The sequence below is a fragment of the Coprobacter fastidiosus genome (genome assembly GCF_030296935.1).
Lineage (GTDB): Bacteria > Bacteroidota > Bacteroidia > Bacteroidales > Coprobacteraceae > Coprobacter > Coprobacter fastidiosus.
The window spans coordinates 3,055,866-3,075,858 of record NZ_AP028032.1; the positions used below are offsets into that span (position 1 = coordinate 3,055,866).

At 38.8% G+C, this 19,993-nt stretch carries 16 protein-coding genes; 8 read left to right on the top strand and 8 right to left on the bottom strand.

Annotation, left to right across the window (positions count from 1 at the left end):
- Positions 1-101: 101 nt before the first annotated feature.
- Together recG and QUE35_RS12050 are read right to left on the bottom strand one after the other, a co-directional pair.
- On the bottom strand, positions 102-2,198 hold the full coding sequence (gene recG / locus QUE35_RS12045; RefSeq protein ID WP_009317816.1) for an ATP-dependent DNA helicase RecG: 2,097 nt from the start codon (positions 2,196-2,198) through the stop codon (positions 102-104).
- A complete protein-coding gene (locus QUE35_RS12050; RefSeq protein ID WP_031258235.1) occupies positions 2,191-2,886 on the bottom strand; it encodes a 2-C-methyl-D-erythritol 4-phosphate cytidylyltransferase in 696 nt (231 codons plus the stop codon). The genes recG and QUE35_RS12050 overlap by 8 nt, the downstream gene beginning before the upstream one ends.
- 239 nt (positions 2,887-3,125) lie before the next feature.
- Here QUE35_RS12050 and QUE35_RS12055 point away from each other — a divergent pair, with 239 nt between their 5' ends.
- From QUE35_RS12055 to QUE35_RS12070, 4 genes are all read left to right on the top strand, one after another.
- Complete coding sequence (locus QUE35_RS12055) at positions 3,126-3,770, top strand: DUF4136 domain-containing protein (protein ID WP_031258237.1); 645 nt, start codon at positions 3,126-3,128, stop codon at positions 3,768-3,770.
- Positions 3,771-3,783: 13 nt separating this feature from the next.
- Positions 3,784-4,413 (top strand): outer membrane beta-barrel protein, encoded by a 630-nt coding sequence (locus tag QUE35_RS12060; protein WP_022391282.1) that lies wholly within the window; start codon positions 3,784-3,786, stop codon positions 4,411-4,413.
- Positions 4,414-4,604: 191 nt separating this feature from the next.
- Positions 4,605-5,141, top strand: coding sequence for a flavodoxin family protein (locus QUE35_RS12065; protein ID WP_022600308.1), 537 nt, complete (start codon positions 4,605-4,607; stop codon positions 5,139-5,141).
- A gap of 65 nt (positions 5,142-5,206) precedes the next feature.
- The gene (locus QUE35_RS12070; RefSeq protein ID WP_022600309.1) at positions 5,207-6,181 is read left to right on the top strand and encodes an alpha/beta hydrolase; all 975 of its coding nucleotides are present in this window, start codon (positions 5,207-5,209) and stop codon (positions 6,179-6,181) included.
- 355 nt (positions 6,182-6,536) lie between these two features.
- On the opposite strand, the gene QUE35_RS12075 is transcribed toward QUE35_RS12070, so the two are convergent.
- From QUE35_RS12075 to QUE35_RS12090, 4 genes are all read right to left on the bottom strand, one after another.
- Positions 6,537-8,075 carry a hypothetical protein gene (locus QUE35_RS12075; protein WP_022600313.1) on the bottom strand — a complete coding sequence of 513 codons (1,539 nt, stop codon included), beginning with the start codon at positions 8,073-8,075 and terminating at the stop codon, positions 6,537-6,539.
- A gap of 268 nt (positions 8,076-8,343) precedes the next feature.
- Positions 8,344-8,595, bottom strand: coding sequence for a GlsB/YeaQ/YmgE family stress response membrane protein (locus QUE35_RS12080; RefSeq protein WP_009317809.1), 252 nt, complete (start codon positions 8,593-8,595; stop codon positions 8,344-8,346).
- A gap of 69 nt (positions 8,596-8,664) precedes the next feature.
- On the bottom strand, positions 8,665-11,763 hold the full coding sequence (locus tag QUE35_RS12085) for an AAA family ATPase (RefSeq protein ID WP_022600315.1): 3,099 nt from the start codon (positions 11,761-11,763) through the stop codon (positions 8,665-8,667).
- 4 nt (positions 11,764-11,767) lie between these two features.
- On the bottom strand, positions 11,768-12,970 hold the full coding sequence (locus QUE35_RS12090; protein WP_022600316.1) for an exonuclease SbcCD subunit D: 1,203 nt from the start codon (positions 12,968-12,970) through the stop codon (positions 11,768-11,770).
- A gap of 440 nt (positions 12,971-13,410) precedes the next feature.
- Here QUE35_RS12090 and QUE35_RS12095 point away from each other — a divergent pair, with 440 nt between their 5' ends.
- Together QUE35_RS12095 and QUE35_RS12100 are read left to right on the top strand one after the other, a co-directional pair.
- A complete protein-coding gene (locus tag QUE35_RS12095; RefSeq protein ID WP_031258241.1) occupies positions 13,411-15,459 on the top strand; it encodes a protein-disulfide reductase DsbD family protein in 2,049 nt (682 codons plus the stop codon).
- Between the two features lie 309 nt (positions 15,460-15,768).
- Positions 15,769-16,233, top strand: coding sequence for a PepSY-like domain-containing protein (locus QUE35_RS12100; protein ID WP_022600318.1), 465 nt, complete (start codon positions 15,769-15,771; stop codon positions 16,231-16,233).
- Between the two features lie 71 nt (positions 16,234-16,304).
- On the opposite strand, the gene QUE35_RS12105 is transcribed toward QUE35_RS12100, so the two are convergent.
- Together QUE35_RS12105 and QUE35_RS12110 are read right to left on the bottom strand one after the other, a co-directional pair.
- Positions 16,305-16,799 (bottom strand): dihydrofolate reductase, encoded by a 495-nt coding sequence (locus tag QUE35_RS12105; protein WP_009317804.1) that lies wholly within the window; start codon positions 16,797-16,799, stop codon positions 16,305-16,307.
- A gap of 44 nt (positions 16,800-16,843) precedes the next feature.
- Entirely contained in the window at positions 16,844-17,638 is a 795-nt protein-coding gene (locus tag QUE35_RS12110; RefSeq protein ID WP_022600319.1) for a thymidylate synthase, read from the bottom strand.
- Positions 17,639-18,063: 425 nt separating this feature from the next.
- On the opposite strand from QUE35_RS12110, the gene QUE35_RS12115 reads away from it, so the two are divergent.
- Positions 18,064-18,738, top strand: a complete 675-nt coding sequence (locus tag QUE35_RS12115) for an ABC transporter ATP-binding protein (protein WP_009317800.1) — start codon at positions 18,064-18,066, stop codon at positions 18,736-18,738.
- 7 nt (positions 18,739-18,745) lie between these two features.
- Positions 18,746-19,990: an ABC transporter permease gene (locus tag QUE35_RS12120; protein WP_022600320.1), complete on the top strand. Its 1,245-nt coding sequence runs from the start codon at positions 18,746-18,748 to the stop codon at positions 19,988-19,990.
- Positions 19,991-19,993: the final 3 nt, after the last annotated feature.

Here is a 19,993-nt window from a genome sequence, read left to right on the forward strand (position 1 = left end):
TGCTTTATTTGATGATAATTATTTGTATTTTAGATGTTTGTATCAAAATATGTTTTGCAACATGTTTGAACAATTTAAGAAATGAAGATTTGGACAGACTTTTAACTGATCAGACTCCAATTGATTTTCTTTTTGAATATTTTTTGTAATTGGCGGTTCAGGACATAGTTTTCTGTCAGAGACAATTCAGGATCTTTATCTAAAATTTCATTCGCAATATCACGGGCTAATTGCAATATTTGTCCGTCTTTAGCGATGTTTGCGATTTTTAAGTCGAAAGCGATGCCGCTTTGTTGAGTACCTTCCATATCACCCGGACCTCGCAATTGCAGATCGGCTTCCGATATTTCGAAGCCGTCGTTTGTGCGTACCATGATTTCGAGTCGTTTTCGTGTTTCTTGGGAGAGCTTGTGCGAAGTCATCAAGATACAATATGATTGATCTGCTCCCCGTCCTACACGTCCTCGTAATTGGTGCAATTGCGATAATCCGAAACGTTCGGCATTTTCTATGATCATTACCGAGGCATTCGGAACATTTACACCTACTTCGATTACAGTAGTCGCCACCATAATGTGGGCTTCTCCTGAAACAAATTTCTGCATTTCAGCATCTTTCTCAGCCGGTTTCATTTTGCCATGTACCATACAAACTTTGAACTCGGGAAAGACCTCTTGTATATGTTTAAATCCGTCTTCCAGATTTTTCAAATCCGAACGTTCACTTTCTTGTATAAGCGGATATACGATATAAATTTGTCTGCCCATTTCGATTTGTTTGCGAATAGATGCATATAGAGCTCCTCGTTTATTATCGTATTGGTGTATGGTCTGTATCGGCTTCCTTCCCGGAGGAAGTTCATCGATTACCGAAACGTCCAGATCTCCGTAAACGGTCATTGCCAATGTTCGGGGAATGGGTGTTGCCGTCATTACCAGTATGTGGGGAGGCCGGTTGTTCTTTTTCCATAGTCGTGCACGTTGTTCTACTCCGAAGCGATGCTGCTCGTCGATGACTACTAATCCCAGATTTGAAAAGAGTACGGTATTTTCGATCAGTGCATGTGTACCGATAATCAGATTTACATCTCCGGTCAGTAATCCTTCATGAATGCGTTCTCTTTCTTTTTTTCGTGTCGATCCGGTTAGCAATTCTACATGTATGCCGATTGGGGCTACTAATTCGCTGATCGATTCGTAATGCTGAGATGCCAGTATTTCGGTGGGAGCCATGAGGCATGCCTGAAATCCGTTATCGACAGCCATCAGCATACTCATTAAGGCCACCAAAGTTTTTCCGCTTCCGACGTCCCCTTGTAACAAGCGGTTCATCTGTTTTCCGCTTCCGACATCCGCACGAATTTCCCGTAATACTCTTTTTTGAGCGTTTGTCAGCTCAAAAGGTAAACATTGGTGATAAAAATTGTTGAAATAGTCTCCGATATGGTCGAACCGAAAACCGCCCAGTTTTTTTTGTCTTTGTCGGGTAAAGCGGAGTATATTCAGTTGCAGGTAGAACAGTTCTTCGAATTTGAGTCTGAATTGTGCTTTTCTAAGCAAGTCGGGAGATTGCGGGAAATGTATATTTTGTATGGCTTCGGTCAGATAAATGACTTGGGAACGGGCGATAACCTGTGCCGGTAGTGTTTCGGGAAGAGGGCCATTAATACTTTTCCAAAGATTATACATGATTTTTTGTATAGCCTTCGAATTGAGAAAATGACTTTTCATCTTCTCTGTCGTGCTATAATAAGCTTGTAATCCCGGAGCTTTATCGATAATATCGTCGATCGGATCGATTTCGGGGTGAGCGATATTGAATTTGCTGCCAAACCGGGTCGGTTTCCCGAATAGAGTGTATTCTATCCCCGGTTTGTATTTTTCGATAATGAATTTTATTCCTTTAAACCATACGAGTTCGATAATGCCTGTTCCGTCCGAAAAACGGGCGATAAGTCGACGACCTTTGCCTTCGCCTTGTGTTTCGAAATTCAAGATCTCTCCCCGTAGTTGTATATAGGGCATATTTCCGTCTATTTCCTTGATTTTATAGGTACGGCTGCGGTCTATATATTTGTAAGGGAAATAGTATAAAAGATCTTCGAAGCTGAATATTTTCAGTTCCTTATTGAACAGTTCCGCTTTTTTCGGACCTACTCCCGGTAGAAATTTTATGTCGCGGGTCGATAAATCAGACATGGGATAATAACATTTCTGCCAATAACAAATCTTTCGGGGTTGTAATTTTTATGTTTTCCGCATTTCCTTTTATCAACTTGACCTCTTTGCCTGTAGCCTCGACGACTGATGCGTCGTCGGTGAAGCAATCGCAGAACGGTTGGTTGTATGCTTCTTTCAAAAGTGCGGTTTTGAAAACTTGGGGAGTTTGTACACTTCGGTATAAGTTTCTCGGGACAGATTTGCTTTTTCCGTCCGAGGTCAACTCTCGTAGAGAATCGGTTACTTCAATGACCGGAATTACCGCGCCTGACCGTTTTGCTTCTTCGAATGCATTGTCGATTACCTTTTCGGAAACTAATGGGCGTACACCGTCGTGCACGGCTACCAGCCCGTTATCGGGCAAAGTATCGAGTCCGTTTTTTACTGAATGGAAACGGGTAGGCCCTCCTGTAACGACTCTGTGTTTAAGGGTAAATCGATATTGAAGACATAAGTCGTTCCAATAATTTTGGTGTTCTTCGGGTAATACCAAAATGATTCTTATTTCGGGATCATATCTATAAAAAGCTTCGAGGGTGTGCATCAGTACCGGATGACCTGAGATCGGGCGGAATTGTTTGGGAATTTCTCCACCCATTCTCAATCCTTTTCCTCCGGCCACGATAATAGCGTATTTAGGAAGTTGAAGACAATTATCGGTTTGCATTTTTCCGGTTTTTTGCATTTACCGGCAAACTTACATAAAAATAACGAAAAACGTGTTGTGGTGAGTCGTTTTGTAGAAAATACAATTTTTATAGGGATTTTCAGATAGGCTTTTAGGGGATAAAATGTTAAAACTGTATCCGGTTATAGCTTATTAACATCTGTTTTTCAAACTTTCTTTTATAAGTATTGTTATGGAATCATAATCGTTTCTAATAATAAATTTAAATGGAAAGTAATATGAAAAAAATGATTTCTGTACTACCGGTACTATTCGTATTATTTTTATCAACATCGTGTCAGAAAGACCCCGATATGTCTAAATTGGATGACAATTTCATGGTCTATACCGATTATGATAAAAAAGAAAATTTCAGCGAGTTTTCAACGTATTATATTCCGGACAGTATTTTACTTATCTCGGACAGTAAAGAGGCAAAATATTGGAAAGATGATAATGCGTTGAATATTATCGACACTTATGTGAAAAACATGGATGACAGAGGCTACACAAGGGTCGAAGAGAAAGAGGATGCCGATTTGGGTATTCAAGTAAGTTATGTCGAAGATTCATACTATTTTACAGGTTATAGCAACCCCTATTGGTGGTGGGATTATCCCGGTTACTGGTATCCCGGTTATTGGGGCGGCTACTGGGGTGGCGGCTGGTACTATCCTTATAGCGTAGTTTATAGCTATAATGTAGGTTCTATGCTCGCAGAATTGGTAAATTTGAGTGCGCCGACCGGACAAAAAGAAAAACTTCCTGTTTTGTGGAGTGCGTATATGACCGGTTTGCTTTCCGGTTCTAACCGCTTTAATACACAACTTGCTATCACGGCTGTAAATCAAGCTTATGTCCAATCTCCTTATTTGAAAAAATAAAATTACAGACAAGATGAAAACAATAAAAAATATAGGATTGAAACTCGCCGTTATAATGGCGGTTTTCATGGCTGTTCCTGCGGTAGGACAAGCTCAGGTGAAAAAAGGTTATGCTAATGTCGACTGGCAATTCAACGTACCGCTAAGTAATAAATTCGCAAGCACTGCCAGTGGTTGGGGTATGAACTTTGAAGGTGGTTATTTTATCACCGATAATATTGGAGTAGGTCTTTTCTTGGCTTACAGTACGAATAATGAATATTTTGGGCAGAAAACACTGAATATTTCCGAAACAGCAGCAATGACCACAGATCAACAACACTCGTTGTTCCAATTGCCTTTCGGAGCGTCTTTCCGTTATCGTTTTGTTCCCGAAAGTCAGTTCATTCCTTATTTGTCATTGAAATTAGGTCCTGAATATAGTGAGATGTCATCATATTATAATGTGTATAAATCGCATGATTATGATTGGGGATTTTATATTTCTCCTGAAGTAGGTATTACAATGTATCCTACTCAGGACAAGTCAGTCGGTTTCCATGTAGCGTTATATTATAGTTATGCTACCAATAAAGGAAATGTTCTTACTTATTCGCTCGACGGATTAAATAACTTCGGATTCCGTCTCGGTTTGGCATTCTAAAACTATATATTATTTCCTAAAAGGTCATCGGGCAGATTGTCTGATGGCCTTTTTTATGTTATGAGATATTCATGTAAAAATTATTCTGATAGAAAAATCCGTAATTTGGTTAATAGAATCGGAGATTTATCTACAAGTCTGTAATAGAAGAGCTATTATTTTTGTACCGAATAAAAACATTAAGTAAGAAAATGAAAAAAATATTGATTCTTTCATCGAGTCCGCGTCGTGGCGGTAACTCCGACACTTTGTGTGATGAATTTTTACGAGGAGCTACAGAAGCCGGTAATGAGGCAGAAAAGATCTTTCTTCGGGATAAAAATATTAATTACTGTACAGGATGTAGCGTGTGCAGTATGTATGGTAAGCCTTGTCCTCAGAAAGATGATATGTCTGAAATTATAGAGAAAATGCTTGCTGCGGATGTGATTGTTATGGCTACTCCGGTATATTTTTATACAATGTCGGCACAAATGAAGACCCTTATCGATCGTTGCTGTGCACGTTATACAGAGATAAAAAATAAAGATTTCTTTTTTATTATAACGGCGGCAGAAGACGATAAAGAAAAAATGTTACGCACGGTCGATACTTTTCAAGGTTTTCTCGATTGTTTAGAGAATCCGGTGATAAAAGGAACTGTATTCGGTTTGGGAGTATGGAATATTGGCGAAATTAAGGGTAATGCTGCTATGCAAGAGGCATACGAAATGGGTAAAAATGTGTGATTCTATAAAAATAGGATAGGATGAATAGAAAATTATGTTTTTTGATATTTTTAATGTCGTTAATTATGAATACGCTTGGTGCTCAAAAAAATGATAAGACTTTTATCGTCAGTGATAAGGTAGAAGTTGAGAATGTCCGATATAAAAATCGTTTCGGAATTACGATTGCTGCAGATATGTATGTGCCGAAAGACTTTGACAAGTCTGAAAAATATCCGGCAATTGTCATAGGAACGCCTTATGGTGGGGTGAAGGAACAAGGTGCAGGTATTTATGCTATGGAACTTGCCGAACGAGGGTTTATAACTTTGGCTTTTGATGAGTCTTATAATGGAGAAAGCAGCGGTGAACCTCGCCATATTTCTTCTCCGGACATTTTTGTCGAGGATTTTAGTGCTGCGGTCGATTTTATCGGTACACGATCGTTTGTTGACCGAAATCGTATCGGCGCGATCGGGCTTTGCGGGGGTGGAGGCTTTGCTGTTACGGCGGCCCAGGTAGATAAACGTATTAAAGCCGTTGCTACGGCAAGTATGTACGATATTAGTCGTGCAGATCATTACGGATGGAAAGATTCTATGACGAAGGTTGAATATGATCAGATGCTCGAACGTCTCAGTGAGCAGCGTTGGAAAGATTTTGAGGCCGGAGAACCTGAGTATAATCCGTCATTTCCGGTCGAGGTCGCAACAGAGATACCTGCAGGACTCGATTCGATAGGCGCTGAGTTTTGGGAATACTATGCTCTTAAACGAGGGCATCATCCTCGTGCCCGGGGAGGTTTTTCCGAAACGAGTCATTTATCGTTTATTAATTTCCCTCTGATGAACTATATCGAGACTATCTCTCCTCGTCCTTTACTTTTTATTATAGGAGAGAATGCACATTCGCGTTATTTCAGTGAAGATGCTTATGAGCGGGCAGTTGAACCGAAAGAGCTTTATATCGTACCGGGAGCGCGCCATATCGACCTCTATGATCGTGCCGATATGATTCCTTTTGACAAATTAGAGACATTTTTTAAAGAAAATCTGAAGTGATTGTAAAATATTTGATGGATTGTTTTCTTTGGGTGTATTATAATCATTTAGTTTTTCGTAGGTTCTGAAAGATGAAATAGTAAGAGCCAGTCTAAATTTTCCAATAAAAAAATGCTATCAGGTCATTTTGCGTTTTCTTCCGGTCTTTTTCCTCGTTTTCCCTCGTCAGATAGCTCGCTATCATCCTCTTAAAAACAGAAAAACATACTCGGAAGAAATTCTCAAAACCTGACCCGAGTAAAATTTAAACAGGCTCTAAAAAATAATTTGCAGAATAAAGTTACCATCCGGAGTTCGAATGATTCTTCCGAATGGTAACTAAGTCTAAATTTTAGCAGGCTCTTAATTTATAAAGTTACTTTCCGATTTTACCGATCGGGTTTTCTATTGCTCCGGCGGCACACTTGTTATCGGTATAAGATCTTGTTTTTTGTAGTTGATCGACATATATGCCTACTTCTTTCAAATATTGTGCATTTCCGGCTTTTAGTGCTTGAGAATTGTCTTTTAAAGGAATACATTTTAGTTTTTGTATGCACTCGATCGGATTTTCCACAAGACCGCATGATATGCCGTTCGGGGTATAATTCATTTGGCTTTCGGCGGCAAAGCCGTCGCTTAATTTATTGCTGGATTCTGCTCCTATAAATGAATTTTTGATAACCAGTTCGTTTTCATTGACATCATTATATTGTATGGACAAGTCAGAAGGGCGTTCTCCTTTTTCGGTATTGCCTTCCAGAATGCAGTTATAGATGCGTTTGGTCATATTTACAGCTCTATTGTTGATGCGTATCCCTCCGCCGGATTGGGAGTCATTGCCTACGATAGTGCAGTTGATAAGGTCGAATGTGCTTGTCGTCTCGGGAACTTGGTCGAGCATGATAGCTCCACCAGACATGGCTTTGTTCCCATACATGGTCGTATTGATAAAGGTTACTTTATCTGTGCCCGAAGGTTGGCTGTTATCTACAATGCATACTCCACCCTGATATTTCAGGCATTGATTATTGTAAATGAGGCAGTTCTCAACCCGGAGATTTAAATTTTTATCTTTTACGAGATGTTTCAGACTGAATGCCGCACCATTCGTATCTACTTTATAGTTTCTGATAACCGAGTTGCGAAATACGATGTCATTGAAGTCTCCTTGTGTGGTAGTTTTTAGTACTCCGCCTTCCGATCCTGTATATATGCTGGCATCAGTTCCTTCAAAAGAACAACCGTCGACAAGTAATGCTCCGTTACTGAAAAAGATATCACTACCTTCTTTGTTCAGATTACCTTTAAATATACATTTGTTAAGAGTTAGTTTGGAGTCCGGATGATTTCCTTCGTAATAGATAGCGCCTCCTCGAGTAGTCCCGTTATTCTGTTTATAGTTGCGATTGTCTATGAAAGCACAGTTGTCGAATGTGATTTTACCTCCTCGAATATAAGCACCTCCACCTTTATCTCCGCAAGGATCACCGTTTTTTATAGTAAGGTTCTTGACCGTTAATCCGTCGTATATGCCATCTAAACGAAGGCAGCCTGTTCCGTTTCCGGAATTTGATTTTCCGTCGAATCCGCAAGTTTCTCGATTATCTCCTGTAATAGTCAATGTTTTGTTGGGAAACTTTACTCCTTGATTACCTTTCAGGTTGTAGCATCCATTTCCGTATTGATCAGAAGTCGGTTCTTTAGAAATATCGATAAATCCCGATACTTTGATTTCGTCGCCTTTATCTGCAAGTGATAAAGCTTTTGAGAGGGTTTTTACAGCCGTAGTAGGAGTTGTACCGTCATTTTTGTCTTTTCCATTAGATGATAGATAGATTTCTTTGGCAGAAGCCGTAGTAATGAGGCAGCATAAAAGTAAAGAAGCTGTTTGTTTGAATGTACATGTTTTCATAAGTATATTTATTAGAAATAATAGTCCGGAAATAATTGTCGGTTAACATTGTTGCAAATATGTGATGAGACGATTATTAGATCAATTATATTTTAATTAATTGGGGATTAATAATCGTAGAGAAGAAATAAATGTAAAATTAGACAGGCGATATATGCGGTTGTTTTTTTAAGAACGAAGCTAAGAGCCTGTCGTCTGAATTTTACCCGAATCAGGTTTGGGGGTTCTTTAAACAGGCTCTAAATGAAAGAAAGTTCAGTGGAAATTTTTATTGTTTCTGTTTGGGTTGCATGAATGAAACCAGCCATAACAGAACAATAGCTCCGATTACGGATGTGATAAAACTACCGATCGAGCCGACGGGAATAAGACCGAAAAGCCCGAACAACCAGCCTCCGAGCAAACCGCCGATAATGCCGACTACCAAATTAACAACCAATCCGAAACCTCCGCCTCTCATAATTTTTCCAGCGACCCATCCTGCGAGAATACCGATCAATATGTACCATAAAAAACTCATGACAATCTGTTTTTAGAATTTATATGGTATAAACATTTTTACAGACTGTTTGGTTTTGTCATCTCTTTTTTATCCTGTTATCGATATCTTGCTTTTTCCGTTGTTTATTTTTTCTACTTGTATTTGCACAGCAATGCGTTCGGTCATTTCTTGTACATGTGATATGACGCCGATTTTTCTTCCTCCTGTTTGTAACCGTTCAAGAGCATCCATTGCAATACGCAGGGTATCTATGTCGAGAGAACCGAATCCTTCGTCGATGAACAAGGATTCGACTTGCATGCGGTTCGAGGATACGGAAGACAAGCCTAAGGCAAGGGCCAAAGATATGAGAAAAGATTCTCCTCCTGATAGAGAGTGTACCGATCTTATTTCTCCTCCCATATCGAGGTCGGAGATTTGAAGCCCGAGTGTGTCCGGAATGCGTTGTAGTACATACCGTCTTGATAACTCTTGCAGATGTTTGTTTGCATAAGATAACAATATGTCGAGGGTATATCCCTGTGCGATTTTTTTGAATTTATCACCGCTTTGAGAACCTAATAATTCATTTAGTTTATTCCACTTTTCCGAAATAAGACTTAACCGATCGAGTTCATTTGTAAACTGTTTTACTTTTTCTGAATTTCGTTGGTGGGATTGTAATAATACGGAAATCTCGGTATTTCTTTGTTGATATGATTTTATATTGTTATTAATCTCTTCAATTTGTTTTATCAAAGATTCATCATGATTTGTGCTTATAACTCCCGGATTATTCGATTCGTGAGTTTTAAGTTTGTTTTCTCTTTCGATAAGTGTTGCTTTACAGATGCTTTCCCGACGAGAAAGGTCTGCTAATTGTTCTCGTTCACGGGTAATCCATTCCGGAGACCGGGATAAGAGTTCCGGCAAATCTTCTGACGAGAGACGGAAGGCCGAGGTACGATTAAAATCGGAAATCCATACCTTTATGTTTTGCTTTTCCGTTTCGATTTCTTGTAAAAGTCGGTTAAGTTCGAGTTCGTTTGCTGCGGATATACCGTTTAGATGCTCTTGTTGTCCGGCAATATCGTTTAATGTTTTTCGAGAATCTTCGAGTTGTTTTGAAACTTCTTGTTTTCGTTTCTCATAATTTGTTTGTATATCGTTTGCCAGCCGTCCTTCGAATAAACTTTTTCTTTCTTCGAGCAGTTGAGACAATCGGGAAGATTCTGAGAGTTGTTGTTGCTCCCTCTCTTTTCGGGTCTCTGCCAATCGTTTGATAAGATCGGTTTTTGCAGAGAGCTTTTCGTTCGATGTATTTTGTTTTTCTGATAAACGAGAAAGAGATTCTTGTTTTATTTGCCAAAAAGACGCAGTTTCTTTTAATAGTTTTCCCAGTGTTTCTTCTTGTAATAACTTTTCCCAATCAGGAAAAGTCTCGAAATATCCGGCAATATTTTCATGCGCATTTTTATACGATGTTTCGTAGTTCTGTATTAAAGTGCGGTATCGCTCGATAGAAATCGAGATTTGTCCGATTTCTTCCGAAAGAGAAGAGATCATTTTATCGGCATTTTCTTTGAGTTCTTCCAATTTTTCCGATTGTAAAGACTCTTCCGAAGTGTCGGTATTTTGTTTTATCGGATGGTGTATGCTCCCGCATACCGGGCACGGAGTGCCTTCGGTAAGTTGGGAACGCCATAAAATGATTTCTTTGGGAAGATGTTTTTCCAGATTTTCGCGTTCTGTTCTTACTTGCGTTAATTTTTTCTCTTGCGCTTCGAGAGTTTTATTTAATGATATAAGTGTCTTTTCATTTGATAATTTCTGGTTGCGGGCGATCTCCGTTTCGTGGATTAAATTCAAAATCAAGCTTATGTGAGGGATTATATCTTTAAAGTGCTCGTGTTCGGTAAACCATTTCTTAATCTCTTTTATTTGAGTCTCGGTTGTAGATATATCCTTGTGCAGAGTTTCATATATTTGTTGTTCTGCGTCCAATTCTTTTGTAATCTTGTCTATATCAAACTTTAGAGTGTCGGTCTGTTTTTTCCCGTTCTCGATTCGTATATCCAGTTCACGAGCCCTTCTTAATTGAGGTTCTATAAGAATATAGGTATCTTCTATCTTTTTCAGTTGAGATTCGTTTTGCCTATAAACATCTTCTGCTGTTTTATATTTTTCTGAAATTTCGTTTCGTTGTTTTTGTAGCGTTTGATAGAGAACTTTGGCTTTAATATGTTGTTCTTCTGCTGTTTTTAGTTTCAGATAGTATTCTTTTATCGGTTGTATGCAGTCGATACGTTGCAGATAGTTGAAGCGGGGCTGAGCTTCAAGAAGTTCTTGTCGTATTTTTGTCAGATCGTTTTGTGCTTTTTCCTTTTCAAAGAAAAGTGTTTCTCGGTTTTTAATCCAATTCAATTTCTCTTCGATACTTTTTTGCTGTTTTTGCAAAAGAGAAAGAGATTCGATGATCGAGTTTTGCTCTGTTAAATATTGTTTTACGGTTTCTTCCGGCAGCAGTTCGATATCTTTGGTGCGGTTGTACATAGATTGCCATTTTTCTTCAGCATCTTTTGCACGCATGTATATTGTTTTCGATATACGGGAATAGATATCAGTTCCGGTAAGTTTTTCCAGCAATTCCGCTTTTTCGTTTTGCTTAGCTTTTAAAAAGGTAGAAAAATCATTTTGAGCTAATAGTACCGATCGAGTAAATTGTTCGAAATTCATGCCGAGCAGTTCTTGAATACGAGACAGAATCTCGGTTTTTGTACCTTGTATTTCTTCTTGATTATCGAGTCTGAATACCCGTATTTCGGCATTTTTTAATTTCCCGGTTATTTTATCTCTAGCGCGTGCCACCGACCAAGAACTACGGTAACAGAGACCGTTTAATGCCTTGAAATCTACCTCTGCATATCCATGTGTCGTACCTCTGCGCAAAATACTACGAGGATCTTTTTGTCCGATACTTTGTCCTTCGGTATCAGAAACCGATATACTGTCCGAACTGCCTTCGGTGCGGGGAGTTTTATCGAATAGAGCCAGACATAATGCATCGAGTAAAGTCGATTTGCCGGAGCCCGTAGCTCCGGTAATTGCGAATATTCCGGCTGAACATAATGGTTCGGTTGTAAAATCTATTGTAAATTCCCCGGCTAACGAGGCGAGGTTTTTTCCTCGTATGGCTAATATTTTCATGTTCTCAAATCTCCGTTTGTTCGATTGCTTCTTTTAACAAGCTTTCTATATCTGTGGGCATTTCTGATCCGTATTTCTTCAAAAAAGCCTCCTTTGCCATCTCTATAGGACTGATTTTCTTAAACTCGTCATAATTTATTATCCGTTGCTCGCTTGATCCGGAAACAACCGCCGATTTTCGCAAAATACGAGTAAGACGTACTTGTTTATTCTCCAGTGCTTGTTCTATTTTATAATTAAGAGACGGTTCAGGACCATCGACCGATACAAGCACCTCTATATAATTTTTTGAAGACGGGTCTATACTATCTATTGCCTGTAAAACTTTATCTATCGGTTCGGCTGTTTCGGGTATTGATTGCAGAGGAATCGGTGCATCGAAGATTTCTCGGTGTATATTTATAACTTTGTTTTTCTCTAATTCGATGACTTCGATACCGTGCTTATAATTTTTTTCAGCGAAAGACATCGGCAAAGGACTTCCGGCATAACGGACATTTTCTCGTTTCGAGACACGCTGTCCTTTGTGCAAATGGCCGAGAGCCGTGTAAGAAATGTCGGGAGCAAAGGCTTCGGGAGAAATGCACTCCAAACCGCCGATTACGGTACGTTCGCTCTGGTCGTCTTCTGAAATCTCAGATCCTGTGGCCTGCAAATGTCCCATAGCGATAATCATTTGGTCGTGTTCTGCATGCTTCAAAGCCTCGTTATATATGGCGTTATACAGATTTTTTATACCTTCTGCGTAACTGTCTGAAGGAGGATAATCTCCTTGTCTTATGTAGGGGACAGCCATACACCAAATGAGGATATTTCCCTCTTTATCATAAATGGGAACTAACAAATCTGAGTAGTCGATTCCGTCTTCATTTCTTTTTATAACACCTTTGATCGTGATGTTCATCGATTCCAACAAAGGCATGGGAGCTTCCAAGCGGGCAGCCGAGTCGTGGTTTCCCGATATGATTATGATTTGCAGTTGCGGATTTTCTTCAGTGGCCTTTCTCAGAAAATGGTAAAATAAACGTTGTGCCGAGGCCGGAGGATTAGGAGAATCGAAAACATCTCCGGCAATGAGCAGGGCATCGGCTTTTTCCCTTTTTATTACAGCACACAGCCATTCAAAAAACATTTGATGTTCGTTGTCTCGGTTATACCCGTAAAATGATTGTCCGATATGCCAGTCTGCCGTATGAATAAGTTTCATATATCGATTATGATCTTGATAGAACAAATGTACAAAACAAATTTGATTTATCCGTGTTTTTATAGCCTGACTGAATTACTTTATCGGAAAATTTAAACGGGATTTATTTGTCAGGAGTTTAATAGATATAGAAATATCTTTAAAGTTCTATATTTGTGATACATTGGTAGAATAGATGAAAGGAATTTTGAAAGAGGAAATTTCAAATCTCGTTATCGGATTTATTTTGTAAAAACTGTTAATAAAGCAGGTGAAATTATATCAAATACCGCAGTCATTAGATAACTTTGTAGAAAGTAGGACTGGATTGTTTCAAAATAAGTTTTACAGATGTTTTGAAACAATCTTTTTTTCGGCTTTTCTGTTAATTATATAGAGTTATTTTCTATGGATCAGAAAATTCCGGTAGTGTGAGATGTAAGTTAAAAAACTAAATGATAATGAAGAAATTATTTTCGCTGTTGTTTCTTTTGTGTGTGAGTGTTATAAGTTATGCCCAAATTATCGAGGCGGTACATTGGCGTTTTTCTGTAAAGGATATTTCCGGTTCTGAAAAAGAACTTGTATTTACTGCCAATATGGATGACGGATGGCATCTTTACGGAATGAATATTCCGGATGGAGGACCTGCGGCAACAACATTTTCATTCGATGAGATACATGGTGCGGTCTTAGATGGCGGGGTAACCTCGTCGTCTCGTCTGATAAAAAAATATGATAAACAGTTCGAAATGGAACTCAGTTGGTATGAAAAGCAGGCCGTATTTATTCAGAAAATAAAATTGACAGCACCGACATTTTCTATAACGGGTAATGTGAGGGCAATGGCTTGTAATGACCAGAGTTGTCTTCCTCCGACGACTGAGGAGTTTACTTTTACGGGAAAAGGTACTCCTGCAGAAGCAACGAAGCCGGAGTCTTTACAAAAAGAAAATATAAAATCAACATTTGAACCGGAACAAAAGAGCGGAATTTTGAAAGCCGATACACTTATGGCTGCCCGGGTTGTTGCTGTCGATTCTGCTACTGTTCACACAAAGAATTCGGAAAACGATTTGTGGACTCCGGTAATAGATGAGCTCAATGCTTTTGGCGAGAATGGCGGAACTACCGAAAGATCGCTTCTGATTATTTTCTTTTTGGGATTCGGCGGAGGTTTGCTTGCCTTGCTTACTCCCTGCGTGTGGCCTATGATCCCGATGACTGTAAGTTTTTTCTTGAAACGTACGAAAGATCGTAAAAAATCGATAAGGGATGCTGTTATGTACGGTATTGCCATTATCGTTATTTATGTAGTGTTAGGTTTGATTATTACGGCTATTTTCGGGGCGAGTGCTTTGAATAATTTAGCGACGAATGCAATATTCAATATTATATTCTTTGCATTGTTGGTACTGTTTGCCATATCATTTTTCGGAGCGTTCGAATTAACATTGCCGGCTTCATGGACTACAAAGCTGGATAGTAAAGCCGATGCAACTACCGGTATTTTGAGTATCTCTTTTATGGCATTTACTTTGGTTTTGGTATCTTTCTCTTGTACCGGTCCTATTATCGGTACGCTTTTGGTTCAGGCGGCATCGATGGGTGAAATTGCCGGACCTGCGATCGGAATGTTGGGATTTGCAGTAGCATTATCTATTCCCTTCTCTTTGTTTGCCATATTCCCTTCTATGCTCAAGTCGATGCCTAAATCGGGGGGGTGGTTGAATTCTGTAAAAGTGGTATTAGGCTTCTTAGAACTGGCTTTGGCTTTAAAATTCTTGTCTGTTGCCGATTTGGCTTATGGCTGGCATATCCTTGACAGAGAGGTATTCGTGACTTTATGGATTATTATTTTTACTTTATTGGGATTTTATTTACTCGGTAAAATTAAATTTTCTCATGACAGTGATATAAAATATGTCTCTGTACCACGCCTTTTTATGGCAATTATTTCTTTCGCATTTGCTATTTATATGATTCCCGGCTTATGGGGAGCGCCTTTGAAAGCGATCAGCGCATTTACTCCTCCGTTGAATACACAAGACTTTAATCTTTATAAGGAAGAAGTACATGCCAAATTTACGGATTATGATGAGGGTATGGCGTATGCCAAGAAAGTTAATAAACCGGTTATGATCGATTTTTCCGGATTCGGTTGTGTGAATTGCCGGAAAATGGAGGCTGCTGTATGGACTGATCCGGCCGTAAAAGCGATGATCGATAATGATTATGTGTTGATTACTTTAATGGTAGATGACAAGACTCCGTTATCTGAACCGGTAAAAATAGAAGAGTATGGAAAGATGCGTACGCTTCGTACGGTAGGGGATCGTTGGAGTTATTTGCAACGGTCGAAATTCGGTGCTAATGCACAACCGTTTTATGTTTTATTGGATACCGATGGTTATCCTATAGCTCCTCCGTATTCTTATAATGAGGATATTTCCGCTTATTTGAATTTCTTAAAAGGAGGAATCGAAACTTTCGAGAATAGAATCAAGTAATGATACTTGATCTTTATTGGTCTGAAATCCGCATTTTTTATAAGATGCGGATTTTTCATTATAGATTAGAACCTGTCGTCTAAATTTTATTCGGGTCAGGTCTGATAGTTTTTGAGGAAACGTTTTTTTTGTCTTTACGAGAGAGAGCAGGCTATCTGACAAGTGAAAACGTAAAAATGGCCTGGTAATATTTATTTATCGGAAAATTCAGACAACCTCTTAAATGTAGTCAAATAATCTTAATCCTGTGAAACTTTTGCATGACGCCTTGTTATCCCAATGTATTACAAATGCTAAATCGAAAAGACGATGAAATTGAAATCTATTGGGATAGTTACAATATTATTATTTTCGGTCATGGGAATATTTTTCTCGTGTGATGATGACGATAAAAAAATCGTTTATAATAATTTGCCAGTCGAGAGCCGACATTTTATAGAGAATTATTTCTCCGGGGTAGATGTGGCTTCTGTTGAGAAAGAGGACGGAGAGCCTCATTATAAAGTGGAGCTTGCAAACGGTTTTGTATTGCGATTTTACAGGAATGGCGGATGGCAAGAAGTAGATGGAAATGGCGTTGAAATTCCAGGACCTGTCTTGTATGATCTGTTACCGGGAGCTATTTTGACGTATGTCGCCCAAGAATATCCGGATGCTTCTATTGTTGAGATCAGCCAGCATAGTTATGGCTATGAGGTAAATCTTGAAACCCAACCGGAGGTGAAATTGAAATTTAATCGTGATGGAGGAATTATCACAGAAATTGTAGACTGATTGATAAATAGATGATTAAACTCGGAAACATCACTTAAAATATAGAGAGATGTTTCCGGGTTGTTTTTGTATTATTTCTTTTCGTAAATAACAAAGGAATAAGGATAAGAATGTTTTTCGTCTGCCGGATGATCTTCCCGAAAAACCTCTTTCCATTTATTAGGATCTATGACCGGGAAAAATGTATCGGCATTTTCAAACTTATGATGAATCTCCGTAATATACAATTTGTCGGCCATTTCGATAGTTTGTTTGTATATCATGGCTCCTCCGATGATAAAAACTTCATCTTGCGATTCGCATAGATTCAGTGCATCTTCTATAGAAGAACAAGCAAAGGCATTATCATAAAATGATTCGGGAATAGAAGTAAGAACCAAATTTTTACGATTAGGTAATGCCCCGTCAGGAAGGGATTCGAATGTACGGCGTCCCATGATAACGGCATGATTTACGGTCAAGTCCTTAAACCGTTTCAGATCGTTGGGCATATGACACAAAAGCTCTTTATTTTTGCCGATAGCCATATCTTCAGCTACTGCGGCGATTAAAGAAATTGTTGGCATAATATTATCTGTATTAGGTTATTATTAAATAGTTTTGCCGAAACTTATACCGCAACCTCTCCTTTTATATGAGGATGCGGATCGTATCCGGTAAGTGTAAAATCTTCATATTTGAATCCGAATATATCCTTTACATTCGAATTTATTTCTATTTGAGGTAATGGACGAGGTACCCGGGTCAATTGTAATTTTACCTGTTCGATATGATTACTATAGATATGGGCATCTCCCAATGTATGAACAAAATCTCCGGCTTTTAATCCGGTAACTTGTGCCATCATTTTTAATAACAAAGCGTATGATGCAATGTTGAACGGAACACCTAAAAATATGTCGGCACTACGTTGGTAGAGTTGCAGACTTAAGCGTCCGTTTGCTACATAAAATTGGAAAAACGCATGACATGGAGGTAAATTCATCTGAGGAAGATCTGCGACATTCCATGCACTTACGATTATCCTGCGAGAATCGGGATTGTGTTTGATTGTTTCCACAGCTTCGGTTATCTGATCTATATGGCCACCGTTATAATCAGGCCATGACCGCCATTGATAACCGTATATATGTCCCAAATCACCGTTTTCATCGGCCCATTCATTCCATATCCTTACTCCATTATCTTGAAGATATTTGACATTTGTATCACCTTTAAGAAACCATAGAAGTTCGTATATAATCGATTTCAAATGCAGTTTTTTTGTTGTCAATAGCGGAAAACCATCTTCCATATTGAATCGCATTTGGTGTCCGAATACACTAATCGTACCTGTCCCGGTACGGTCTTCCTTATGAGTTCCTTCCTGCAATACACGTTGTAAAAGATCTAAATATTGCTTCATGTTCGGTAGTTAATAGGAGTACAAAAATAGTAATTCTATGTCAATTATTATATAGAAAAGAAATATATTTGGGAGGGTTAACATTTAATTTGTAGTACCGGTTTATTTTTATGAGTCGCTTTATACGGCTTTTATCGACATGACTATCTTCCTGTTGGGGTGTTATCGAATTTTCATCGATCCGATTTCTATAGGCTTTTTTATAGTTTTTAATCATAAATGTTAAATTATGCTGTTTTATTTGTGTTTAATGGTACTATGTATTACATGGTACTTTATATTTTATATATTTGTGGAGTAGAATAAGAGGTAGATTTGAGTCTGTTAAAATTTTGTACAGATATTTTTTTGACTAAAAATTATTATTTGCAACCTTTAGATCTGTAATATACGTCTAAGATTAAAATTATATAGAATATTTGACTATGATACGCCTTGAGCAAATTCACAAAACTTACCATAATGGTTCTCCATTACATGTACTGAAAGGTGTCGATTTGGAGATCGGCAAGGGGGAGTTAGTTTCGATAATGGGGGCATCCGGATCTGGAAAGTCCACTCTGTTGAATATATTGGGTATCTTGGATGATTATGACTCGGGTAATTATTATTTGAATGATGTGCTTATTAAGAATTTATCGGAGACTAAAGCTGCTGAATATCGCAATCGAATGATCGGATTTGTTTTTCAATCATTCAATTTGATATCTTTTAAAAATGCAATGGAGAATGTTGCTCTTCCTCTATATTATCAAAATGTATCACGTAAAAAAAGAAATATGCAGGCAATGGAATATCTCGAAAAAATGGGACTTAAAGAACATGCTTTGCATCTGCCTTCGGAATTATCCGGAGGTCAGAAACAGCGGATTGCCATAGCAAGGGCACTGATTGCCCGTCCGCAGATTATATTGGCTGATGAGCCGACCGGAGCGTTGGACAGTAAGACGAGCCAGGAGGTTATGGATCTGTTGAAAGAAGTGAATAGAGAAGGGATGACTTTGGTTGTCGTAACTCATGAGAGAGATATTGCCACTCAGACGAATAAGATCGTTCATATCAAAGATGGGATTATCGGTTCGGTAGAAATTTTAAGATAAAACGAGTATGTGGAACATTGTTCAAGAAATATGGGGAGCTTTACGTAATAATAAATTACGAACATTCTTGACCGGATTTTCTGTTGCTTGGGGCATTTTTATGCTTATTCTGTTATTGGGGGCAGGTAACGGGCTGAAGAACGGGGTGCGGAGTAAATTTTCATGGCGTGCAAAGAATGCCGTAGCATTATGGACGGGAAAGACTTATCTTCCGTATAAAGGTATGCCTAAAAACAGACAAGTAAGTTTCCGTCCTGAAGATGTTTCCGAGTTTCGTAAACTTCACCCGGAGGTTACCCGTTTTACAGCCGTTCTTGATCGTTGGGGAGATACTTTGTCGGTAGGAAAAGAATCTATGTTTAATTTGATAAAGGCTGTTTCTCCCGAATATCCATCTATTCGTAATGTAGAGATTGTAGCGGGAGGAGGGCGTTTTATTAATGAAGCTGATATGAAAATGGCTCGTAAAGTAGCTGTAATTCACGAGCGTACGGCCGAGACGTTATTTAAATCCAAACCAGCTATAGGACAGCAGATCAAAGCCGGAAATATCGTCTATAAAGTTGTCGGCATTTATATGGAAGAACTTATGCAGAGTTCGCCAGATGTATTTATTCCGTTATCGACTGCCGGGAAAATTTATTTTCCTGACGAAAAATATAAGAGCTTGGAGATGTTGGTCGAGGGTGTAAACTCGTTAGAGGAAAATGCTGCTTTTGAACGAGGAATGCGGGAAACGTTGGGCCAGCTCGGAGATTTTTCTCCGGACGATAGGAATGCTTTGTATGTCAGTAATACGATATCGAATTATTTGCAGACACAGGGAATATTTAACGGAATCCAGATTTTTGTTTGGATTATCGGCATCGGAACTCTTATCGCCGGGATTGTAGGGGTTAGTAATATTATGTTAATCTCGGTAAAAGAGCGGACTCGGGAATTAGGAATCCGAAAAGCATTAGGTGCTACTCCAGCTTCGATTTTGAGACTAGTCGTGATTGAATCGGTGTTTGTAACACTTTTTTTCGGCTATTTGGGAATGATTGCAGGAATCGGTTTGACGGAAGGTGTGAATGCTTTGTTGGTTGGAGGAGGAATGAATAAGGATATGATATTTCAGAACCCTACGGTAGATCTTTCGATAGCTGTTTCTGCTACGTTGGTTCTTGTTGTGTCCGGAGTTCTTGCCGGATATTTTCCGGCTCGGAAAGCCGTACGGGTAAAACCGATAGAAGCATTGCGGAGTGAATGATTA